Origin of the sequence: Butyricicoccus sp. AM27-36 (assembly GCF_003480945.1) — a bacterium.
GTDB lineage: Bacteria > Bacillota > Clostridia > Oscillospirales > Butyricicoccaceae > Agathobaculum > Agathobaculum butyriciproducens.
Genome location: NZ_QUJR01000005.1, coordinates 22,837 through 41,855, shown reverse-complemented (window position 1 = coordinate 41,855; position 19,019 = coordinate 22,837). Strand labels below are relative to the sequence as shown.

The window sequence follows — 19,019 nt, the reverse complement described above, 5'->3', positions numbered from 1 at the left end:
TTGTCACTTCCCCTTCCTGCCGAAAAGCCGCTCCTTGATAACGATGAGCAGAAATTTCGGCAGCTTCATCATGCGGCCGATACGGCTGGGCTGCTTGAGCAGGCGGTAAAACCACTCCAGACCCAGCTTAATGAAAATATCCGGCGCGCGCTTGGCAACGCCTGCAAACACATCCAGCGAGCCGCCGAGACCGCAGAACAGTGTGCTGTGGATATCGTCCATGTTGTCCGCGATAAATTTCTCCTGCTTGGGCGCACCCAGACAAACGAACACAACATCCGCACCGCCTGCGGCGTTGATGCTGTCCACAACCTCCTGCGGGTCGGAGAAATAGCCGTCATGCGTGCCGGCGAGCACCAGTCCCGGATACTTCGCACACAGATTTGCACCTGCCTTTTCGGCAACACCGGGCTTCGCGCCCAGCAGATACAGGCGCATGTTCTCCTTGGCCATCGCGGCAACAAGGCTCTCGGCAAATTCAATGCCGGCTACCTTGCCCTGCAGCTTTTCACCGAGGATCTTCGCAGCATAGATGATGCCAATGCCGTCCGGCAGGACAAGCGTCGCATGGTTGACAACGCCCATGAATTTTTCGTCATGGCGGCAGAGATCGACGATCTCCGGATTCGGGGTAACAACGTAGCCCTTCTGCCGGGAACGGATCTTGCTCATTGCAAGCTCAACAGCCTGCTGCTTGGTAACAGCGTGAAATTGCACGCCCAGAATAGAAGCAGTATTCATCTTCGTATCTCCCATATTTTCCAGCCTTTTATTTGGCGATGAACATTCCTAATCTATTGTATTATACAGCAGCAAACTAAAATCTGCAAGCCCAGCTTGCAGAGAGTGAGGAGTAGATAGCGATAAACGTATCATGCAGGGCGGACTGATCCCGGCCCGCCGCCTGTAAGTATATGCAGATCGTTGCGAACGGCGGCATGAGGTCATACCGCCCTGCGATATGCCTGGCAAACATCGTTCTCTTTCCGCATAAGCTGATACAGAGGGAGGTGAACCCATGGAAGAACTAACGCAGTATATCAAGGCGGATTTCGCGGTTCTGGTAGCGGTTTTGTACTGCATCGGACGCGGACTCAAAGCAATACAGCGGTTTCCCAATCAATTTATCCCTCTGGCACTCACGTTCTGCGGGATCGGACTGGCTTGTCTGTCAGTCGCATCGCGCTATGCCAGCTACGGCAACTGGGCAGCCGCTCTGTTTGAAGGTGTGGTACAGGGTGTCCTGTGTACAGGCATGTCGGTCTATCTGAACGAAGTCATAGCACACTGCAGTTCAAACAAAGGAAACGACCCGCCGAAATAACACGCGAAAACAAAAAGAAGAACAAAGTGTTCCAACGGTCTCAACGGCTTCGGTTTTCCGAAGCCGTTTTCGTTTATCCTTACTTGCATCAGCAGGCAATTTGCGGTACAATACCCATATAAACTCTGTCCCCTGCTTTGGGACACCAAGGAGAGAGACACGCCTTGTACGATTTACAAACTCTGATTTTTTACGCCAAGGAGAAAAACACCTCCGATGTACATTTAACCGTTGGTCTCCCGCCGATGCTGCGTATCGACGGTGAGCTGCGTACCCACGGTGACGTACCTCTGACCGAGCAGGATGTACAGGATGCGGCGCAGCAGCTTGCGGATGAGCATCAGCTGCACGAGCTGAAAACCATCGGCGAGTCCGACTTTGCAGTGACGTTTGCCGATTCCGTGCGTATGCGCTGCAATCTGTTTCGCCAACAACACCACACGGCGCTGGCGCTGCGTCTGCTGCCGATGGAAATCCCGACTGCGGAGCAGCTTCGCCTGCCGGATATCATTATACAGCAGGCCGAAAAGCCGCGCGGACTGGTTATCGTTACCGGACCGACCGGCTCCGGTAAAAGTTCCACGCTGGCGGCACTGATCGACCATGTCAACCGCACCGCGGCACGCCATATCATCACGCTTGAAAACCCGATCGAGTATGTACACCCGCGCATTCGCTCAATGATCAACCAGCGTGAAATCGGTGCGGATACGGACAGCTTCGCAAGCGGCCTGCGAGCAGCTCTGCGGCAGGACCCGGACGTTATTCTCGTCGGTGAGATGCGCGATCTGGAGACCATTTCGACCGCTATCACGGCTGCCGAGACCGGTCACCTTGTATTCGGCACACTGCACACCAAGGGAGCTGCCGGTACGATCGACCGTATCGTGGACGTATTCCCGCCGGAGCAGCAGGAGCAGATTCGCATTCAGCTTGCCGAGGTGCTTGAGTGCATTGTCTGCCAGACGCTCATACCGCGCACCATGGGCGGCCGCGTAGCCGCATTTGAGATTCTGACCGGCACTTCTGCCGTGCGCAACCTGATCCGTCAGAACAAGTCGTATCAGTTGATCAGCACCATGCAAACCGGCCGCAATCAGGGTATGATGCTGATGGACGATTCGCTCGGGGAACTCGTCCGCAGCGGAGAGGTCCGCATCGACGATGCCGCCGCAAAGGCAGCCGACCCGGAAGCGTTTCCGCAGTCTGTCTTCCGATAAGATAACAAATCCCGCGTTGAATTTCACGCGGGATTTTTATGGCAATGCCGCATAAAGGAGCCGCAGCTTTCGCCTTATGCTTGCAGTGCGCCTGCTTTGGGAGCAGAATGCCGCAGGTTCGCTCTTACGTTAATTCTCCATTCTCAATTTTCCGCAACTCTACGGAGCGTTCATTGTATTCTCCTCCGTTTTCCGTATAATAGAATGCAAGGGAGGTGATCCGAATGGATCAGGTAAAAACCGGCAGACTGATCCGCGCTCTGCGGACAAAACTGGGACTGACACAGCTTGCGCTGGCCAAACAGCTTGGTGTCAGCGACAAAGCGGTATCCAAATGGGAGCGCGGGCATTCCCATAGTTAAAGATACCACACCCAATATCACAAACTCACGCTTAAACAATATTTCTTAGTCAACCACATACAATAACAAATACAAAAAAGCTGGAAGCAGACTTAATTTTGCTCCCAGCTTTTCTTTATTGTTTTGATGAAGTCGTTCAATGATACTTGTTTTTGCCATCTGCTTACATAATGTGCATACTTGTCACTTGTGTTCTGATATATCTGTCCCTCTTATTGCCTAAACTCATATTAAGGGTGTGATATATCCAAGTGCAATAGCCTTGTTATAGGCTTCGATAGCATTTTTAGCCCCCAGCTTATCATAGATGCTTTGGATATGGTTGTAAAGTGTCCGTTCACTGATATACAGTTCTTGAGCTATTTCATGCTTTGTTTTCCCTGTTCCAATCGCCTTAATAATTTCCGCTTCACGATCTGTCAGGGGATTTAATAAAGGGGGCGTAGTGGATTTGTGACCTTTACTAATAGCTGTAAGTTTTTTTACCAGTTCATCAGCAGAAGCCGACTTGTCAATATAACTTACAGCACCTCTTTTAAGTGCCTCCTGTCTATAAACCGGCATATCATAAGAGGATAGCATAGCCACTTTTGTTTTTGGGTTTTTGTTATATATTTTTTCTATCAGGTCAATGCCAGAATTTTTTGACTGATCTCTTAGGTTAACATCCAATAATACAATGTCCCATTCGTCTACGGAAAGAATATTCCAAAACTCTGTTTCATTACTTACATAGTGACAGATTGAGATTGCGTCCCAATCTTCCAGAAGTTTGCTTAAACTCTCTCCAAATATCCTGTGGTCATCAAATAGTAATATCTTCATTTTTTCTCCCCAAAACTGCCGTTGCAGTTAAAATACCATCTTTCTCTAAATACTGAATGTTACCACCATTCCCATTTATCAACACCGTCAAGAACAGCATGCCACCTTTGGAAGAAAGAATATTTTCAATGTCATTTGGTTTCGCTCCATCATTTTGACAGGTAATTACGAGTTTACTTTCTTCATTTAACGCGATTTCCAAATGGATAAAAGTAGCGGCAGCGTGTTTATAAACATTGTTGACAAGCTCTTTGATTATCTGCATAGTCTGTTCCAAACTGTTATCTTTTTTCAAAGCAATCCTTGCTTCGCTGTCAATGGTAAAATCTATAAATATATTTTTCTTTGGGTACAGCTTCTTAATGGCGTCAAGCATATATTCAATATGTTCCCATGAAGCATACCCCGAAAAGATATTAGACGAATAGAAATTCATCATATTTCTTATTCGCAGTTCCAAATCAGATAATATCCTTTTTGTTTCATCAATAGCTGGTGAGCGAAGCGACAGAAGATTTTTGGCACCTCCAATATCTTGAAGCACATCGTTGTGAAGTAGCATTGAAAAATCTTCCCTCTCACTTGCAATATAGTTCGTTAATTCATAATACTTTGTCAGCTCGTTGTAACGAGCTTCCATGTCGCCAAGATGAATGACAGCAAAAGCCTCAAATAAAAGCATTATAAGCTGAAAAAATACATTGACTTGCAGGGTGGACAAATCAAAGCAATAAAGTACGATTGTAAGCAAAGGAATCATGAAAACAAGGACATATCTTGCTTTCCTCTGGGCAATCGGAAGAATATTAACCTGTTTCAAATTTATATATTTATAATCAAGGAAAATTCCCACGAACATTCCAATTAACATAGTTACCGCAGGTAGAATTCGGAAATTGAAAAACGACAGTATGATAGACGCAATTCCAAACAGCAAGCGAACCATTTTTCCCCGGCTTGCGTCAGTTCTTACCAGCATTATTCCGATAATCAATGCAAAAACCAGAAATGCACCCGTGTATAAGGTGGAAAATCCATCATACATCAGCGCCGCAATAAAGGAAACAGAAAGCAGGTTCCAGCCACATTCAGATATTGTTGCCTTTCGCCGTGATGTCATTACATGTAGATAGAGCAGATTGAAATAACAAAGCAAGACGGCAATCGACAATAAGTTGATGGCTCCGTCATTCGCAATTCCTTTATGTGTTCTATCCAATATAACCCATAAAGTCACAATACCCGCATGAAGAAACAGATACGGATAGAAGCGTTTATCCTGCATAGACCCCCCTCCTTTCAGCTAAAATTCATTATGTTAGTAATATGATGATACGATCCGTTCTTTAGTCATCAGACATAAACCACACGCAGTCAAAACTATTATACTCACTGGAGAAAATAGTAGCAACACCCACACATTATTCGTTTTCATAAATATCCCACATTTTAAGAAAACCAGCAAAATATGAAGCAGTGTTGCAAAGATAGGAATACTCTTAAACCAGTTCATATTTCTAATCCAGAGAATCAAAACATTTATAAATGCCGAATACAATATGCTAAGGATCAGAAAATAGGTGCCTGATAACAAGATAAGGTTTGGCAGACGAATGGAAATCATCAAAAGCAGAGGAAACAAAAGAATCAGCGTTCCAATCCATAGTGATAGCAGATTCTCTTTAACAATACTTGAGATTTTAATACCATTAGCAAGTTTCCATTCTATTCTCTTTGTAATTTTTTCTTGCTGCAACATATCCTTGCTTATTTCTCCGGCAAAAAAGATAAATAAGCACAGGTAGCCATCAAGCATAAAATACTTTATATCAACGCCAAATACAATGTTCTCTGAAATATCCCCAAAGTTCATCAGAGAGATTATGCCGAAGATAGTTGCTACCGCACTCATAAATATAAAATTCCAGTTCAATACCCTTTTAAGGTTTAAGGTTATCAAACCCATTCGCCATCCCTCCTGATAACTGTTTCGTTGCTCATGTGCCGAGTCTTAAAGAAACTTAATAGTGCAAACATCATGCAAAGTGCAACATCAACCACAATAATCAAATAGTCAATTCCTATATGATGTTGATTCACAAGCTCTGTAATTCGTTCTGCCGACATCGCAATCAAATAAACCAGTGCAAAATTACCAAAGAACAGAACATTTTTGAACAGTTTTACTCGTTTCACATCCAGTACAATGATATTCAAAGCGACAATCTCACAAAAACTAAGTACAAGAATACTAAGATAAACGCATACGATCCGCCCAAAGCTCATTGTCCAGTCGGTAAAGTAATAGCAACTCATAAAAACAAAGAACGGGATAATACCAGAAAAGCGGAAAATCTGTACCGAATACTGTTTTATAATCTCTTTTACCGCAATTCCAGAAGCTGCAAAAAATTCAATTCTCCGGCTTAACTTATCCTTTGCTGTCAAATCTACAATCATAGCACCGGATTGCAGGGAGGTAAGACCCAAAATAACCGCATAGAGCATTAAGACTAAATAATCCTCTCCCTTAGACTGCAAGGCGTCCATCTGCATTGCAAAGCTCATAAAAGTTGCCAGAATGGCAACAATCGCAGTATCAATTAGGAGGCTTTTGCTTCTGGTAAGATAGTAGACTGCGCCTTTTCCCATGTTACTCATACCGATTGCCCTCCTTAATAAAGATTTCTTCCAATGATTGTCCTTGCATTTCTTGAATACCCTTATCAAACAGCAATCTGCCATTTTTAATCATAGATACATCATCAGCGCACTTTTGAATCTCGCTAAGGTCATGTGAAGTGATAATAACCGTTTTTCCGTCAGCTTTTAGAGCCTCTATCAAACTACGGATTTCTACTCTGGATATGGGGTCTACACCCGATGTTGGTTCATCCATGAGCAGAATATCCCGTCCCATCATAATCACAATCAAAAGGGACAGTTTTCTTTTCATTCCTTTAGAATAAGTGCTAACACGCTTTCCTAAATGCTCGGTCAATCCTAATTGCGTACAATAACTGTCTGAACGATCATTTATTTCAAATCCAAAGTATTTCCCAAAAATTCTCAAATTTTCAAGACCAGTCTGTTCTTCATACAGATAGTCATTTTCAAGCTCCATTGCATATTTCCCTGCAATGTTGATTGTCCCTGCATTTGGCTGGTATACCCCTGTAATCAAGCGTAGCAGTGTTGTCTTTCCAGAACCGTTCGGGCCAATAATCGCATGGATTGTATTTGCTTTTACATTCAGGCTAAAATTCTCAAACAAAACTCTGCCACCAAAACCTTTTTTTAAGTTCTTTACTTCAATCGCATTTTGAATCTCAGACATATTTTTTGCTCCTTTCATTTGGTGCTCCACCATATAGGTATAGTGTATAAAACGAAGAAGCATTTTGCATGAGTAATTACTGCAATTTCGATACTGCCATCAGGCAAATGTCACAGAAACCTCACAACGAGAAAAAATTTAGTATTCAGTCAGCTTCACAATTACATTACTCTGCTGATACAGCCAGTCCGTAAATTCTTTCGGGCTGGCCGTTCCTGTTTTTACAGCCTTTTTTCTCTGTAAGGCTTCTTTCTTAAAGTCGGAAAAGGCAGCCTGTATTTTTTCCAGACGGTCAGCCGGAAAGCCTGCGGTATTTTTTACCCGGTTTATTTTGTTGCGCCAGTTCTGGCATTCATTTTTATAAAGCAGGTCATAGTTATTTTCTCTTGCCCTCTCGTCAAATTCCCGCTTGTTTTGAAGTGCCTGTGCTTTTCGGCACTTGTCGCTGCACAGCTCATACCGCTGGCTCTTTGCCAGAAAATATTTCCCGCAGACCTTGCACCGCCGGAAGCAAAGCCCCCAGTCATTCAGCCTGTTCAGATAATAGGTAATCAACGGGTAGAGGGACGCATAGGCAGACACACATTCTTCTGTGCGCCGGTTGTCCGGTAACCAGAGGTCAAGCCGGGTATCTTCTGACGGTGCGCCTTTGAAATAAAGGCTGCCAGCTTGAAAATGTTTCGGTTTTCCTGTCTCCCTGTCAAAGCTCATGGCTTCGTTATGGAATACCCCGGTCAGGCTGCTCATTTTATCCATGAAGCGGTCACAGGCAGCGTTACGGTCACGGGGTTCTCTGGCAAGCAGATAGCTGTTCCAGATACGGAACGCCACATACATTTTCAGAGGGTCATTGCTAAGATATTTTCCCCAGAGAAATTCGCTTGCCGTCTGCTCCAGCTCCGGCTGTTTCCGTCGGTTGGAGTGGAGGGCTTGCCGCAGCGGAGAAAGCCCGTATAAGTTCCAATCTCTGTCCGTGTCACGCTCAAAGTTTATCAAAAAAGTTCCCAGCGGGCGTGTCATATCACAAAGCACCTCTGCGTTTTGGCTCCCGTTCAGCCGGAAGCGGATCTGCTGTTCTTCCCCAATCAAAATCCGCTCTTTCATTTTCTTCCTGTCCAGCGTCAGGACAAACAAAATCCTCTCAAAACATGGCTCATGCCGTATAAACTGATTCTCCATCCCTATCCCCTGCCTTTGTTTATGGTAATTATATAATTCAGTTATATCAGTTACACTCATGGTATCGCAGAATCATTGTTTTGTCAAGGATAGTACGCTATGATGATTGCGGTTGGTAATTTCGTACCGCACAGTACCTTGACAAGTGAATGACCGTCCAAAAAGGATATGACCGGCAGGAGAAGTGACGCATCCGGCGCACCAATGCAGGGAAACACCGCAGGAATGGGGCAGGAAAACGGCTTTTGGGGAGAGCGGCAGCAGGAAGCATTTTAACCTATTTGATTTATGGGAGGAACAGAATGAACGATAAAAAGAGATTGAACAGCTACGAGGATTTACCGCTGGTTCTGGATGTGGCGGACATTCAGCGGATTATGGGAATTTCAAGAGCGAGCGCCTATGAGCTGGTACACACCCCCGGCTTTCCGGCGTTCCGCAGGGGGAGGCTTATCAAGGTCAGCAAAATTGCTTTCTTTGAATGGATGGCAAAAGGCTCCGAAACCGTACCGGGAAGCGACAAATAAGCGTGAGGTATCATTCCCTGACTGCAATACTGCCGCACTTTCCAAAGGGGCATACAGAGAGAAAAAACCTTAAAAATGATACCGAGACGCTACACCAAAACAGCCTATCTGCGTACATCAGATAGAAACGGAGAAAGGAGCCGGTTATGGCAAGAATGAGCAACAAGCGGCGGCTGGAATGGTCTTTCTTCTTAAATGACCGCAGCCGTATCACTTACAACGAACTGTGCCGGAAATGCCAGCACGAATGTAAACAGAGCTTCCGGGCGGTTGTGGTTGACTGCCCGAAGTATCTTTCCAAGCGTTCCAAGAAAAAGGACAAGACTGCCGGAAACGGAAAAATCCCTTAGGAACTAAGGGCGCACTTCTATACATAGTCTAAAGACCATGTATCGTGCGTCCTGCGGAGCTTACCTCTGCCGCTGATAAAATCAGCAATCCGAGGTCTGCGTTCGCTTCGCTCCGACAAGGCGGCTGCACCCCCTTGCGCCGCTAAAGCGGCTATCCCCTGTGTACCCGCCGCAAAGAGAAATCCGCTCTGCGGTTTTCCCTTTTCATCGGGTTTTATAGAAGCACTGACACACGGACTGTCTGCGGATGGTCTTTCTTTATCTTATCAGCAAAGGATGTGAGAACATGGAAAAATCTTTGGAACAGTTGAAGCAGGAATATGAAAAAACCACTGTCCTGCTGGAACAGGAAAAACGGAAAATGCAGCGTTTGAAAAACCGGCAGGCGTATCTGGAAAGCGGTTCCCGGAAACAGAGGACGCACCGGCTGATTACCCGTGGGGCAGCTATTGAGAGCATTGCACCACAGACAAAGGAGCTATCCGAAGCGGAATTTTATTCCCTCATGGAAAGCATTTTGAATCTGCCGCAGGCGGAGCATTTCATCCGGTCTGCCGCAGAGAACCACGCCCGTATTTCCGGGCAGGAGAAAGGCGGTGACTAAGGATAGCACTTTATCATTTTTCAATCGCACAGATCAAGCGCAGCGCCGGTCAGAGCGCCATTGCCAGCGCAGCCTACCGAGCCGGGGAGCGTCTTTACAGCAGCTACTATGGAGAAGTCAGCGACTACACCAAAAAGGGCGGCGTGATCGCTTCGGAAATCATGCTGCCGCCCCATGCGCCGGAAATATATCTTGACCGGGCGACCCTCTGGAATGCTGTGGAGAACTGCGAGAAACATCCAAAAGCACAGCTTGCCTATTCCTTTGATATTGCCATGCAGAATGAATTGACGCTGGAAGAAAACATGGAGCTGGCGAGGAAGTTCGTACAGGAGCAGTTTGTGACAAAAGGCATGATTGCCGACCTTGCTTTTCACAGCCCGGAGAAAGAGGACGGCGGCATCCCTAACCCGCATTTTCATGTGATGACAACCATGCGCCCTTTGAACCCGGATGGCACATGGGGACAAAAACAGCGTCGGGAATATCTTCTTGATGAAGATGGAAACCGAATCCGGGATAAAAACGGCGATTATATGTTTAACGCTGTCCATACAACAGACTGGCATGAGCCGGAAACGCTGGAACACTGGCGGGAGCAGTGGGCGGCTGCCGTTAATACAAAATTTGAGGAAAAAGGGCTGGATGTGCGTATCGACCACCGTTCCTATGTGCGGCAGGGGCTTGACCTGATACCTACTGTCCACGAGGGAGCTAATGTCCGGCAGATGGAAGCAAAGGGCATCCGCACCGAGAAAGGGGAACTGAACCGCTGGATTAAAGCCACCAACCGGCTCATGCAGGATGTGAGGAAGAAGATCAAAGCCCTGTTTGTCTGGATGGCAGAGGTAAAAGAAGAACTTTCCAAACCCCAGACACCGAGCCTTGCCGACCTGCTGATCGCTTATTACAACCAGCGCAACGCAGGGGCATGGAGCAATAAAGCCAGAACCGGAAACTTAAAGCAGTTTGCCGAAGCCGTCAATTATCTGACGGAAAACAAGCTGCTCACATTAGAGGATTTGCAGGAGCGTCTTTCCTCTGTCAGTGAAGAATTTGAAGCATTAAGCGGCTCCATGAAAAAGAAATCTGCCCGGATAAAGGAATTGCAGGAATTGATACGGGAGGGCGAGAATTACCAGCGGCTAAAACCTGTCCATACGGAATTGAACAATATCAAGTTTAAGAAACAGAGGGAGAAATTTGAAACATCCCACGATGCGGAGTTACGGCTGTTTTATGCCGCCCGCCGTATTCTGAAAGAAAAACTGGACGGAAAACCCATTGCCCTGAAAGCATGGAAACAGGAATATGCACAGTTAAAAACAGAGTATGCCGAACTGTCTCCGCAGCACAAGCCACTCCGGGAGGAAGTCATACGGCTGCGGCAGGTGCAGAACGCCGTAGATACCGCACTGCGCCGGAGGGAGCAGCCACAGGCAGTACAGAGAAAGAAACATGAGATGGAGCTATGATATAACCGGCAGCTTTACCGCTACCGGTATTTTTATGGAGGGAGTATTTGAATGTATTTGAAGCGGTGAAACAGTCTGTTACCACCCGGCAGGCTGCTTCATTCTATGGAATCCGGGTGGGAAGAAACGGCATGGTCTGCTGTCCATTCCACAATGACCGCACGCCCAGCATGAAAGTGGACAGCCGCTTTTACTGCTTCGGCTGCGGGGCTTCCGGGGATGTGATCGACTTTGCCGCTTTGCTGCATGGATTGGGGAAACGGGAAGCTGCGGTCAGGCTTGCGGAGGACTTCGGCGTTTCCTATGAGAAATCCGGCAATGCGCCGCCAGATAGGAAGCGTCACAACAGGTCACAGCCCCGACAAAAATCAGCGGAGCAGAGATTTCAGGAAACGGAACGGTATTGTTTCCGGGTGCTATGCGATTATCTGCGCCTGCTGGAGCATTGGAAAACAGCACACGCCCCACAGCCGCAGGATGCCATCTGGCATCCTCTTTTTGTGGAAGCGTTGCAGAGGATAAGCTACACAGAATACCTTTTGGATATTTTGTTATACGGAGAAATAGAAGAAAAAGCGGCATTGATCGCCGCACAGGGAAAGGAGGTGCTGCGGCTTGAACAGCGAATTTCAGAGCTTGCCGCCGGAAACGCAGGAAGCGGTCAAAAGGACGATGGACACAATGGAACCGGCGCAGACACCGGAAGAAATCCGGGAGACGTTAGAGGGGACGCAGAAAGGCGGCGTGAAGAACAGCATCCGAAACTGCCTGACGGTGTTCCAGCGTGACCCGCTGTTTCGTGGGGCACTGCGTCTGAACCTTTTGACGGAGCAGATTGACATTGTGAAGCCGCTGGGCTGGGAGCGCACCAGTACCACGCTGACCGACATGGACATGAACTACCTGCTTTTGTATCTGGAAGAAAATTACGGGCTTACCAGCGAGAAAAAGGTGCAGAGCGCCATCAAGATTGTTGCCAATGAAAACCGCTACCATCCGGTCAGGGATTACCTGAACAACCTGCAATGGGACGGCACAGAGCGCATCCGTTACGCCCTGCATCACTTTCTGGGAGCCGATACGGACGAATACACTTATGAAGCCTTGAAACTGTTCCTGATGGGAGCCATCCGGCGGGTATTCAGACCGGGGAGCAAGTTTGAGGTCATGCTCTGTCTGGTTGGTGGTCAGGGAGCCGGGAAATCTACCTTTTTCCGGCTGCTGGCAGGCAGGGACGAATGGTTTTCAGACGATTTGAAGAAGCTGGACGATGAAAATGTGTACCGCAAGCTGCAAGGGCATTGGATTATCGAGATGTCGGAGATGATCGCCACAGCCAACGCCAAGAGTATTGAGGAAATCAAGTCATTCTTAAGCCGCCAGAAAGAAACCTACAAAGTGCCGTATGAGACACATCCGGCAGACCGGCTGCGGCAATGTGTATTTGGAGGGACGACCAACCGGCAGGACTTTTTACCCCGTGACCGCACCGGCAACCGGCGCTTTCTCCCCGTGACGGTGTACCCGGAACGGGCGGAGGTTCACATACTGGACGATGAAGCGGCGGCGAGGGCGTATATCGAACAGATGTGGGCGGAAGCCATGACGGTTTACCGCAGTGGGAAGTATAAGCTGTCATTCAGCATGGAAATGAACCGATACCTGAACGCCCATCAGCAGGACTTCATGCAGGAGGACACACAGGCTGGCATGATCTACGCCTATTTGGAGGACTACACCGGCGACAGGGTATGCTCCAAGCAGCTTTATGAGGAAGCATTGGGGAACTTAAATTCCCCGGCAGACTGGGAGACACGGGCAATCTGCGAGATTATGAATACCGGCATTGCGGGCGGCATCATACAGGGCTGGGTAGCCTACAAAAGCCCGAAGCGGTATAAGAAATACGGTTCTCAAAAAGGCTGGGAGCGTGTCAACCAAGCTCCGCCGGAGGGGGACGGTTTTCAGGAAATCACGGAAGAAGAAGCCCGGCAAATGGAACTTCCATTCTGAAAAGCCACCGGTTGACAGTTTGGTTGACGCTTTGGTTGACAGCCGGTTGACGGGGAAAAGCCTGATATTTGGGGCATTTCTCTCCTTTGTCAACCATGTCAACCAAGAAATCAAAGAAAAAGTAAAAAGTAATAATAGAGCGCCTATGGATTGTTTTCAAAGTCTTTTCTGCCGGTTGACACGGTTTGGTTGACACGGAGACAGTCTGCGGCTGTACACCTGTCTGACATTCCCTTGTCGGGCATATTTCATTTATGGAGGTAACTGCCTATGGCAAAAAGCAAAAACGAGAGCAATAACAAAAACAGCGGCACCCTGCTTACCGAAAAAGACGGCACCCAGTATTTTGTCATGGGGAAAGTCCGTATCAAGGTATCGGAGCATTTCGCACAGGATGGGAAGCCGCTTGACAGCCTGCTGGAAGATGTGATCCAGCACGCTGCCGCCGCTTCCTGAAAAAATACGGAATAACGACTGTCAATCAGCCCACGCTTATGATATACTTGTACCAGCGAGTATTGTATAAGCGTGGGTTGTTTCTTTTAGAAGGAGGATTTTTAACCGTGAAACAACCATACAATACAACGATTTATAACACTGCACTATATTTGAGATTGAGCCGTGACGATGAATTACAGGGGGAAAGCGGCAGTATCCAGACCCAGCGCATGATGCTTAGACAGTATGCCGCAGAGCATGGGCTGACCGTTGTAGACGAGTACATTGACGACGGATGGAGTGGGACAAATTTCGAGCGTCCAAGTTTCCAAAGGATGATTGATGACATCGAAGACGGGAAAATCAACTGCGTTGTCACAAAGGACTTATCCCGTCTGGGAAGAAACTATATCCTGACCGGTCAGTACACGGAAATCTATTTCCCCAGCAAGGGAGTACGCTACATTGCCATCAATGACAATGTGGACACCATCAACGGAGAAAGCGAGCTTGCACCGTTCTTAAACATCCTGAATGAAATGCACGCCCGACAGACCAGCAAAAAGGTCAAGGCTGCCATGCACACAAGATTTGCCAATGGCGCACACTATGGAGCCTATGCACCGCTGGGCTATGTAAAAGACCCGGACAAAAAAGGTCATCTTCTGATCGACCCGGAAACACGCTGGATTGTAGAGAAGATTTTTGACCTTGCTGTACACGGGCGTGGAGCCGCCAGCATTACACGGATTCTGGTGGAGGAAAAAGTACCTACCCCCGGCTGGCTGAACTATGAAAGATACGGGACTTTCGCCAATATCTACGCCGGTGCGCCCGCAGAAAAAGCCTATGCGTGGACGATTGCACAGGTCAAGAGCATTTTGAAAGAGGAAACCTACATCGGTCACAGCGTTCACAACAAGCAGAGCAACATTTCATTCAAGAACAAGAAAAAGGTGCGGAAGCCGCAGGAAGAATGGTATCGTGTGGAAAATACCCACGAAGCCATCATTTCCGAAGAAGTGTTCCAAAAAGTTCAAGAGCTGATTGCAAGCAGACGCAGGAAACGCAGAAACGGTACGACACAGATTTTCGCAGGATTGATAAAATGTGCAGACTGCGGATGGTCTTTAGCCTATGGGGAAAACAAGCAGAACAAAAACCCATACGGGTACTACCATTGCAGCAAGAACGGACAGGGATTACGCCAGTGTTCCATGCACTATATCCGCTATGATGTACTGTATGCCTATGTGCTTGCAAGACTGCAATACTGGTCTATGATGGTACAGAAAGACGAGGACAAGCTGCTGAAACGGCTACTCAATGCCAGCGACAGGGAAAGAAACTCTGCGAAGAAAAAGCAGGCTGCGGAGCTGAAAAAGGCAGAGAAGCGTAAAGCCGAGGTTGACGGGCTGTTTGCTAAAATGTATGAGGACTGGTCTGCCGGACGCATAACCGAGTATAACTTCAATATGCTGTCCGAGAAGTACCAGAACGAGCAAAAGGAGCTTGAAACAAAAATAAGACAGCTTCACGAAATGATGGAAGCCGCCGTACAGACCGCAGCGGATGCTGAAAAGTGGATTGCCCTAATGAAACAGTATGTCAACCCTGTGGAGCTGACCGCCGAACTTCTGAACACTCTAATTGAAAAAATAACCGTCCACGAAGCTGTCAAGGGCGAGGACGGAAGTCGTGAGCAGGAAGTAGAAATCTACTACCGCTTCATCGGCAAAATCGACTGACCTTTCTTTTTTACCCAACAATATCTTTAATTAAGGGAAACGGGTGGCGGTGCTCCCGATATCTCGCTCCTCCCGTTGTTATCACAGGCTCTCGGCGTGGACACCGAAGCCCTGCTGAGAGGCGATCTGGAGGGAAACGATATGACTAACGGCAATATGAAGAAAATGCGGTTTTACCGCTGTCCGGCCTGCGGCAACCTGCTGTTCTCGACCGATGACGCAGATGTGACCTGCTGCGGTGCAAAATTGACCAACCTCGTTATGCACAAACCGGACGAGGAAAATGCACTGCAAATTGAGCACAGCGACGGCGAATGGTATATCACCGCACCGCATGAAATGCACCGCGAGCACTATATCTCGTTCGTTGCATTTCTCACCGGAGACACGATGATCGTCAAAAAGCAGTACCCGGAATGGGGATTAGACGTGCGTCTGCCCTATATTCGGCACGGCATGCTGCTGTGGTACTGCACGAGGGACGGACTGTTCTATCAGAATATCTGAGCAAAGGCAGGGTAACCTGCCTTTTTCTCATTTTGCAGGAGGCTTTTTGCAATCCTTCATTTTTGGTTATATTTTTCATAAAATCGACTTGCTTTTTTATGAGGGCAATGGTATAGTCAAAGAGAACTTTATACTACTAAAGCTTGGAGGTAGTTCAAATGTACAAAGAAATGATGGATTCCATCGGTATGATCCAGTCGATCGACCCCGAGCTGGGCAGTGCGATGAACGAGGAGCTGCACCGTCAGCGCCAGAATATCGAGCTGATCGCCAGCGAAAATATCGTTTCTCCCGGCGTTATGGCTGCTATGGGCAGCGTGCTGACCAATAAGTACGCAGAGGGTCTTCCCGGCAAGCGCTACTACGGCGGCTGTGAATTTGTTGATAAGGTAGAGCGTATCGCAATCGAGCGCGCATGTGAGCTGTTCGGCGCAAAATACGCGAATGTTCAGCCGCACTCCGGTGCACAGGCCAACCTTGCGGTCTACTTCGCTCTGCTCGATCTGGGCGACACCGTTATGGGCATGGATCTGTCTCAGGGCGGTCACCTGAGCCATGGCTCTCCGGTCAACCAGTCCGGCAAGAACTACCACTTTGTTTCCTACGGCGTAAACGAGGACGGCTTCATCGACTACGCTGAGCTTGAGAAGGCTGTCAAGAAGCATCGCCCGAAGCTGATCGTTGCAGGTGCATCCGCGTATCCGCGTGCCATCGACTTCGAGAAAATGGCCGAGATCGCACATGGCTACGGCGCTTACCTGATGGTTGATATGGCGCACATTGCCGGTCTGGTCGCCGGCGGCCAGCACCAGAACCCGATGCCGTATGCTGACGTTGTTACCACCACCACCCACAAGACGCTCCGCGGTCCGCGCGGCGGCCTGATCCTGACCAACAACGCGGTTCTGGCAAAGCGCATTAACTCCGCTGTATTCCCGGGCACCCAGGGCGGCCCGCTCGAGCATGTTATCGCTTCCAAGGCGGTTTGCTTCGGCGAGGCACTGCAGCCGGAGTTCAAGGAGTACGCACGCAAGATCGTCGAAAATGCCAAGGCTATGGCTGCACAGCTGCAGGCACGCGGTGTCAAGCTGGTTTCCGGCGGCACCGACAATCACCTGCTGCTCGTTGACCTGACCGACGAGGAGTGCACCGGCAAGGATCTGGAGGCGCGTCTGGATTCGGTTCACATCACCGCCAACAAGAACACCGTTCCGGGTGAGAAGCGCAGCCCGTTCATCACCTCCGGCGTTCGTCTGGGCACTCCGGCCGCTACAACCCGCGGCATGGGTGTAGAAGAGATGAAGGTCATCGCGGACTGCATCGCAGACTGCATCTACCACTACGATGAGAAGAAGGACGAGATTTCCGCGCGTGTTCTGGCACTCACCGAGAAGTTCCCGCTGTACGAATAATCTCCGGCTGCCGCGGAACTGCTTCATCCGGATTTCTGAGCAATACAGCATGAAGCTCCGGCGCACGCAAATCCGATGATACTCATACAAAAACAGAGCGTTTCACTGCTGTGAAGCGCTCTGTTTTCATTTCCGGGTAAGTCTCAAGCCCCTTGAAGAATCCATTAAGCACATTTGCATCTGTAATTTTTCGACAACGGAAAAAGGCCGACGCCTGCATTTTGCAGGCGTCGGCCTTGTACATATCTGATGCTTTTCCACTGACGATTGTCACAAGTTTGCCTTTTAACCCTCGAAATCCCCAGTGTTTTCAGCGTTTTGGGGTACTGCTTAGTACATACCGCCCATGGAAACTCTGCATTTTTATAACGAGAAATGTAGGGTTATGTAGGGATATAAACGTACTCGTTTTTACTTATTCGACGTATCTCTACAAGGATATTCATAGATCTACGGGCAAAAATGGTAAGTTTTATCGTAAGCTATCAAAGCGATTCTCACAGGTTTGATGCAACTTTGCGGAATGCTTCCTGCACTGTGTTGAAATCGGTATGGGTATATACATCCAACGTTACACTGACATTAGAATGACCCATCAAATATTGCAGGCTCTTTACATCAATGCCGCCTTGCTGCATATTCGTGCAGAACGTATGCCGTAAAACGTGCGGTGTCACTCGAGGGAACGCATTGCCGTAAATGCGGTTGATTTTCTTCTGAAGATTTCGCATATAGTTTTCCAAGTGCATTGCAACTTTAGGCATTCCCGACTTATCCAGAAACAAAAAGCCGCCATAGCCATCTATAATGGGCTCTGACTTACTTGCCGTCCGCTTCTTGAACACACGTTTTAATGCCGCATATACCGTTTCAGACATAGGTACCGTTCTAACGCCGCTCGATGTTTTCGGTGCAGTGATGAAATACGGCTTATCTGCCGTCCTGCATAATTGATGGTCAACAAAAATGCAACGTGTCTTAAAATCAACATCTTTCTTTGTCAGACCGTACAGTTCACTAACGCGAAGACCTGTTCCCAGAAGAATTACAATATCATCATAGTAATTATCTTGACTATTCTCCTGTACATACTTCAAATACGCTTTCTGCTGCGCATCCGTCAATGCAGTGCGCTTTTCCGCATCGTTTTGGAGAATGTCCGAAACTTGAAACTTAAACGGGTTTTTACGGATAATATCATCATCCACCGCCATTTCAAAAGCCGGACGCAGAACACTATGAAAAATAGTGATGGTATTACGTTTGCTGCCCTTATCGTGCAGACCGATATAGAACGCTTTTGCATCAGATGGCTTCACCAGCCGTACTTTCATCTGCCCGAACGCATCTTCTTTAATCCGATTGATGGCTGTTCCGTAAGCTCGGCGAGTATTCTCTCGCCAATCCCGTTTTAAGTTCACATAGCGATCTATCAGCTCTGAAACCGTAATTTCACCAGCTGCATAGTCAATTCCATCTGCCTTGTCACGCTGAATGATCTCCTCTTTCTTGCGGAGTTCTTCCAGTGTTTTTGCATAAACGCATCGCGCTTTCTTATCAGTACCGGTATAACGATAATCGTAAGTTCCGTTCTTACGTTGGTTTTCACCGGTCTTCAAAATACGACCGTTTTTATCTTTACGCTTTTCTGCCACTTTACACGCTCCTTTTAGAAAAGCGTCCAGATGTGTTACACCT

The 19,019-nt window shown here is 47.8% G+C and carries 22 protein-coding genes; 13 read left to right on the top strand and 9 right to left on the bottom strand.

The window, feature by feature from the left end:
- Positions 1 to 3: 3 nt before the first annotated feature.
- On the bottom strand, positions 4 to 741 hold the full coding sequence (locus tag DW724_RS08045; protein WP_117751751.1) for a WecB/TagA/CpsF family glycosyltransferase: 738 nt from the start codon (positions 739 to 741) through the stop codon (positions 4 to 6).
- A gap of 277 nt (positions 742 to 1,018) precedes the next feature.
- Between DW724_RS08045 and DW724_RS08040 the strand changes: the two genes are divergently transcribed.
- The 3 genes from DW724_RS08040 to DW724_RS08030 all read left to right on the top strand — a co-directional run bounded on the left by DW724_RS08040 (position 1,019) and on the right by DW724_RS08030 (position 2,906).
- Positions 1,019 to 1,324, top strand: a complete 306-nt coding sequence (locus DW724_RS08040; protein ID WP_118481242.1) for a phage holin family protein — start codon at positions 1,019 to 1,021, stop codon at positions 1,322 to 1,324.
- Positions 1,325 to 1,488: 164 nt separating this feature from the next.
- Positions 1,489 to 2,544 (top strand): type IV pilus twitching motility protein PilT, encoded by a 1,056-nt coding sequence (locus DW724_RS08035; RefSeq protein ID WP_118761154.1) that lies wholly within the window; start codon positions 1,489 to 1,491, stop codon positions 2,542 to 2,544.
- A gap of 224 nt (positions 2,545 to 2,768) precedes the next feature.
- Positions 2,769 to 2,906 (top strand): helix-turn-helix domain-containing protein, encoded by a 138-nt coding sequence (locus DW724_RS08030; RefSeq protein ID WP_118761153.1) that lies wholly within the window; start codon positions 2,769 to 2,771, stop codon positions 2,904 to 2,906.
- 225 nt (positions 2,907 to 3,131) lie between these two features.
- Here the strand turns inward: DW724_RS08030 and DW724_RS16295 are convergent, their stop codons facing one another.
- The 6 genes from DW724_RS16295 to DW724_RS08000 all read right to left on the bottom strand — a co-directional run bounded on the left by DW724_RS16295 (position 3,132) and on the right by DW724_RS08000 (position 8,172).
- Positions 3,132 to 3,731, bottom strand: a complete 600-nt coding sequence (locus DW724_RS16295) for a response regulator transcription factor (protein ID WP_118347094.1) — start codon at positions 3,729 to 3,731, stop codon at positions 3,132 to 3,134.
- Complete coding sequence (locus DW724_RS08020; RefSeq protein ID WP_118347096.1) at positions 3,712 to 5,016, bottom strand: hypothetical protein; 1,305 nt, start codon at positions 5,014 to 5,016, stop codon at positions 3,712 to 3,714. The genes DW724_RS16295 and DW724_RS08020 overlap by 20 nt, the downstream gene beginning before the upstream one ends.
- 33 nt (positions 5,017 to 5,049) lie before the next feature.
- Positions 5,050 to 5,697 (bottom strand): hypothetical protein, encoded by a 648-nt coding sequence (locus tag DW724_RS08015; RefSeq protein ID WP_118719088.1) that lies wholly within the window; start codon positions 5,695 to 5,697, stop codon positions 5,050 to 5,052.
- A complete protein-coding gene (locus DW724_RS08010) occupies positions 5,688 to 6,392 on the bottom strand; it encodes a hypothetical protein (protein WP_118347100.1) in 705 nt (234 codons plus the stop codon). The genes DW724_RS08015 and DW724_RS08010 overlap by 10 nt, the downstream gene beginning before the upstream one ends.
- Positions 6,385 to 7,086: an ABC transporter ATP-binding protein gene (locus tag DW724_RS08005; protein ID WP_118347102.1), complete on the bottom strand. Its 702-nt coding sequence runs from the start codon at positions 7,084 to 7,086 to the stop codon at positions 6,385 to 6,387. The genes DW724_RS08010 and DW724_RS08005 overlap by 8 nt, the downstream gene beginning before the upstream one ends.
- A 120-nt stretch (positions 7,087 to 7,206) precedes the next feature.
- Positions 7,207 to 8,172 carry a DUF6076 domain-containing protein gene (locus DW724_RS08000; RefSeq protein ID WP_442861272.1) on the bottom strand — a complete coding sequence of 322 codons (966 nt, stop codon included), beginning with the start codon at positions 8,170 to 8,172 and terminating at the stop codon, positions 7,207 to 7,209.
- Between the two features lie 377 nt (positions 8,173 to 8,549).
- Here DW724_RS08000 and DW724_RS07995 point away from each other — a divergent pair, with 377 nt between their 5' ends.
- The 10 genes from DW724_RS07995 to glyA all read left to right on the top strand — a co-directional run bounded on the left by DW724_RS07995 (position 8,550) and on the right by glyA (position 17,321).
- Positions 8,550 to 8,774 (top strand): helix-turn-helix domain-containing protein, encoded by a 225-nt coding sequence (locus DW724_RS07995; protein ID WP_005362423.1) that lies wholly within the window; start codon positions 8,550 to 8,552, stop codon positions 8,772 to 8,774.
- 146 nt (positions 8,775 to 8,920) lie between these two features.
- Positions 8,921 to 9,124 carry a hypothetical protein gene (locus tag DW724_RS07990; protein WP_004614949.1) on the top strand — a complete coding sequence of 68 codons (204 nt, stop codon included), beginning with the start codon at positions 8,921 to 8,923 and terminating at the stop codon, positions 9,122 to 9,124.
- Between the two features lie 286 nt (positions 9,125 to 9,410).
- Complete coding sequence (locus DW724_RS07985; RefSeq protein ID WP_182436539.1) at positions 9,411 to 9,728, top strand: DUF3847 domain-containing protein; 318 nt, start codon at positions 9,411 to 9,413, stop codon at positions 9,726 to 9,728.
- Between the two features lie 2 nt (positions 9,729 to 9,730).
- Positions 9,731 to 11,203, top strand: coding sequence for a MobQ family relaxase (mobQ, locus tag DW724_RS07980; protein ID WP_182436540.1), 1,473 nt, complete (start codon positions 9,731 to 9,733; stop codon positions 11,201 to 11,203).
- A gap of 47 nt (positions 11,204 to 11,250) precedes the next feature.
- The gene (locus tag DW724_RS07975; protein ID WP_118749565.1) at positions 11,251 to 11,991 is read left to right on the top strand and encodes a CHC2 zinc finger domain-containing protein; all 741 of its coding nucleotides are present in this window, start codon (positions 11,251 to 11,253) and stop codon (positions 11,989 to 11,991) included.
- Positions 11,876 to 13,216: a virulence-associated E family protein gene (locus DW724_RS07970; RefSeq protein WP_118749564.1), complete on the top strand. Its 1,341-nt coding sequence runs from the start codon at positions 11,876 to 11,878 to the stop codon at positions 13,214 to 13,216. Before DW724_RS07975 ends, DW724_RS07970 begins: the two co-directional genes overlap by 116 nt.
- A 270-nt stretch (positions 13,217 to 13,486) precedes the next feature.
- Positions 13,487 to 13,672: a hypothetical protein gene (locus DW724_RS07965; RefSeq protein WP_004849804.1), complete on the top strand. Its 186-nt coding sequence runs from the start codon at positions 13,487 to 13,489 to the stop codon at positions 13,670 to 13,672.
- Positions 13,673 to 13,710: 38 nt separating this feature from the next.
- Positions 13,711 to 15,402: a recombinase family protein gene (locus DW724_RS07960; RefSeq protein ID WP_442861271.1), complete on the top strand. Its 1,692-nt coding sequence runs from the start codon at positions 13,711 to 13,713 to the stop codon at positions 15,400 to 15,402.
- Between the two features lie 141 nt (positions 15,403 to 15,543).
- Positions 15,544 to 15,909 carry a hypothetical protein gene (locus tag DW724_RS07955; protein ID WP_116704907.1) on the top strand — a complete coding sequence of 122 codons (366 nt, stop codon included), beginning with the start codon at positions 15,544 to 15,546 and terminating at the stop codon, positions 15,907 to 15,909.
- Positions 15,910 to 16,067: 158 nt separating this feature from the next.
- Entirely contained in the window at positions 16,068 to 17,321 is a 1,254-nt protein-coding gene (gene glyA, locus DW724_RS07950) for a serine hydroxymethyltransferase (protein WP_110436868.1), read from the top strand.
- An 82-nt stretch (positions 17,322 to 17,403) separates the two neighbouring features.
- Here the strand turns inward: glyA and DW724_RS15440 are convergent, their stop codons facing one another.
- Positions 17,404 to 17,595: a hypothetical protein gene (locus tag DW724_RS15440; protein ID WP_147358649.1), complete on the bottom strand. Its 192-nt coding sequence runs from the start codon at positions 17,593 to 17,595 to the stop codon at positions 17,404 to 17,406.
- Between the two features lie 223 nt (positions 17,596 to 17,818).
- Positions 17,819 to 18,976 carry a tyrosine-type recombinase/integrase gene (locus DW724_RS07945; RefSeq protein WP_118761152.1) on the bottom strand — a complete coding sequence of 386 codons (1,158 nt, stop codon included), beginning with the start codon at positions 18,974 to 18,976 and terminating at the stop codon, positions 17,819 to 17,821.
- Positions 18,977 to 19,019: the final 43 nt, after the last annotated feature.

Bases quoted from the DNA above. Each gene is read 5' to 3' on its own strand.
- DW724_RS08045 (WP_117751751.1), bottom strand. From the start codon at position 741: ATGAATACTGCTTCTATTCTGGGCGTGCAATTTCACGCTGTTACCAAG.
- DW724_RS08040 (WP_118481242.1), top strand. From the start codon at position 1,019: ATGGAAGAACTAACGCAGTATATCAAGGCGGATTTCGCGGTTCTGGTA.
- DW724_RS08030 (WP_118761153.1), top strand. From the start codon at position 2,769: ATGGATCAGGTAAAAACCGGCAGACTGATCCGCGCTCTGCGGACAAAA.
- DW724_RS16295 (WP_118347094.1), bottom strand. From the start codon at position 3,731: ATGAAGATATTACTATTTGATGACCACAGGATATTTGGAGAGAGTTTA.
- DW724_RS08020 (WP_118347096.1), bottom strand. From the start codon at position 5,016: ATGCAGGATAAACGCTTCTATCCGTATCTGTTTCTTCATGCGGGTATT.
- DW724_RS08015 (WP_118719088.1), bottom strand. From the start codon at position 5,697: ATGGGTTTGATAACCTTAAACCTTAAAAGGGTATTGAACTGGAATTTT.
- DW724_RS08010 (WP_118347100.1), bottom strand. From the start codon at position 6,392: ATGAGTAACATGGGAAAAGGCGCAGTCTACTATCTTACCAGAAGCAAA.
- DW724_RS08005 (WP_118347102.1), bottom strand. From the start codon at position 7,086: ATGAAAGGAGCAAAAAATATGTCTGAGATTCAAAATGCGATTGAAGTA.
- DW724_RS08000 (WP_442861272.1), bottom strand. From the start codon at position 8,172: ATGAAAGAGCGGATTTTGATTGGGGAAGAACAGCAGATCCGCTTCCGG.
- DW724_RS07995 (WP_005362423.1), top strand. From the start codon at position 8,550: ATGAACGATAAAAAGAGATTGAACAGCTACGAGGATTTACCGCTGGTT.
- DW724_RS07990 (WP_004614949.1), top strand. From the start codon at position 8,921: ATGGCAAGAATGAGCAACAAGCGGCGGCTGGAATGGTCTTTCTTCTTA.
- DW724_RS07985 (WP_182436539.1), top strand. From the start codon at position 9,411: ATGGAAAAATCTTTGGAACAGTTGAAGCAGGAATATGAAAAAACCACT.
- DW724_RS07970 (WP_118749564.1), top strand. From the start codon at position 11,876: ATGGACACAATGGAACCGGCGCAGACACCGGAAGAAATCCGGGAGACG.
- DW724_RS07965 (WP_004849804.1), top strand. From the start codon at position 13,487: ATGGCAAAAAGCAAAAACGAGAGCAATAACAAAAACAGCGGCACCCTG.
- DW724_RS07960 (WP_442861271.1), top strand. From the start codon at position 13,711: ATGATATACTTGTACCAGCGAGTATTGTATAAGCGTGGGTTGTTTCTT.
- DW724_RS07955 (WP_116704907.1), top strand. From the start codon at position 15,544: ATGACTAACGGCAATATGAAGAAAATGCGGTTTTACCGCTGTCCGGCC.
- glyA (WP_110436868.1), top strand. From the start codon at position 16,068: ATGTACAAAGAAATGATGGATTCCATCGGTATGATCCAGTCGATCGAC.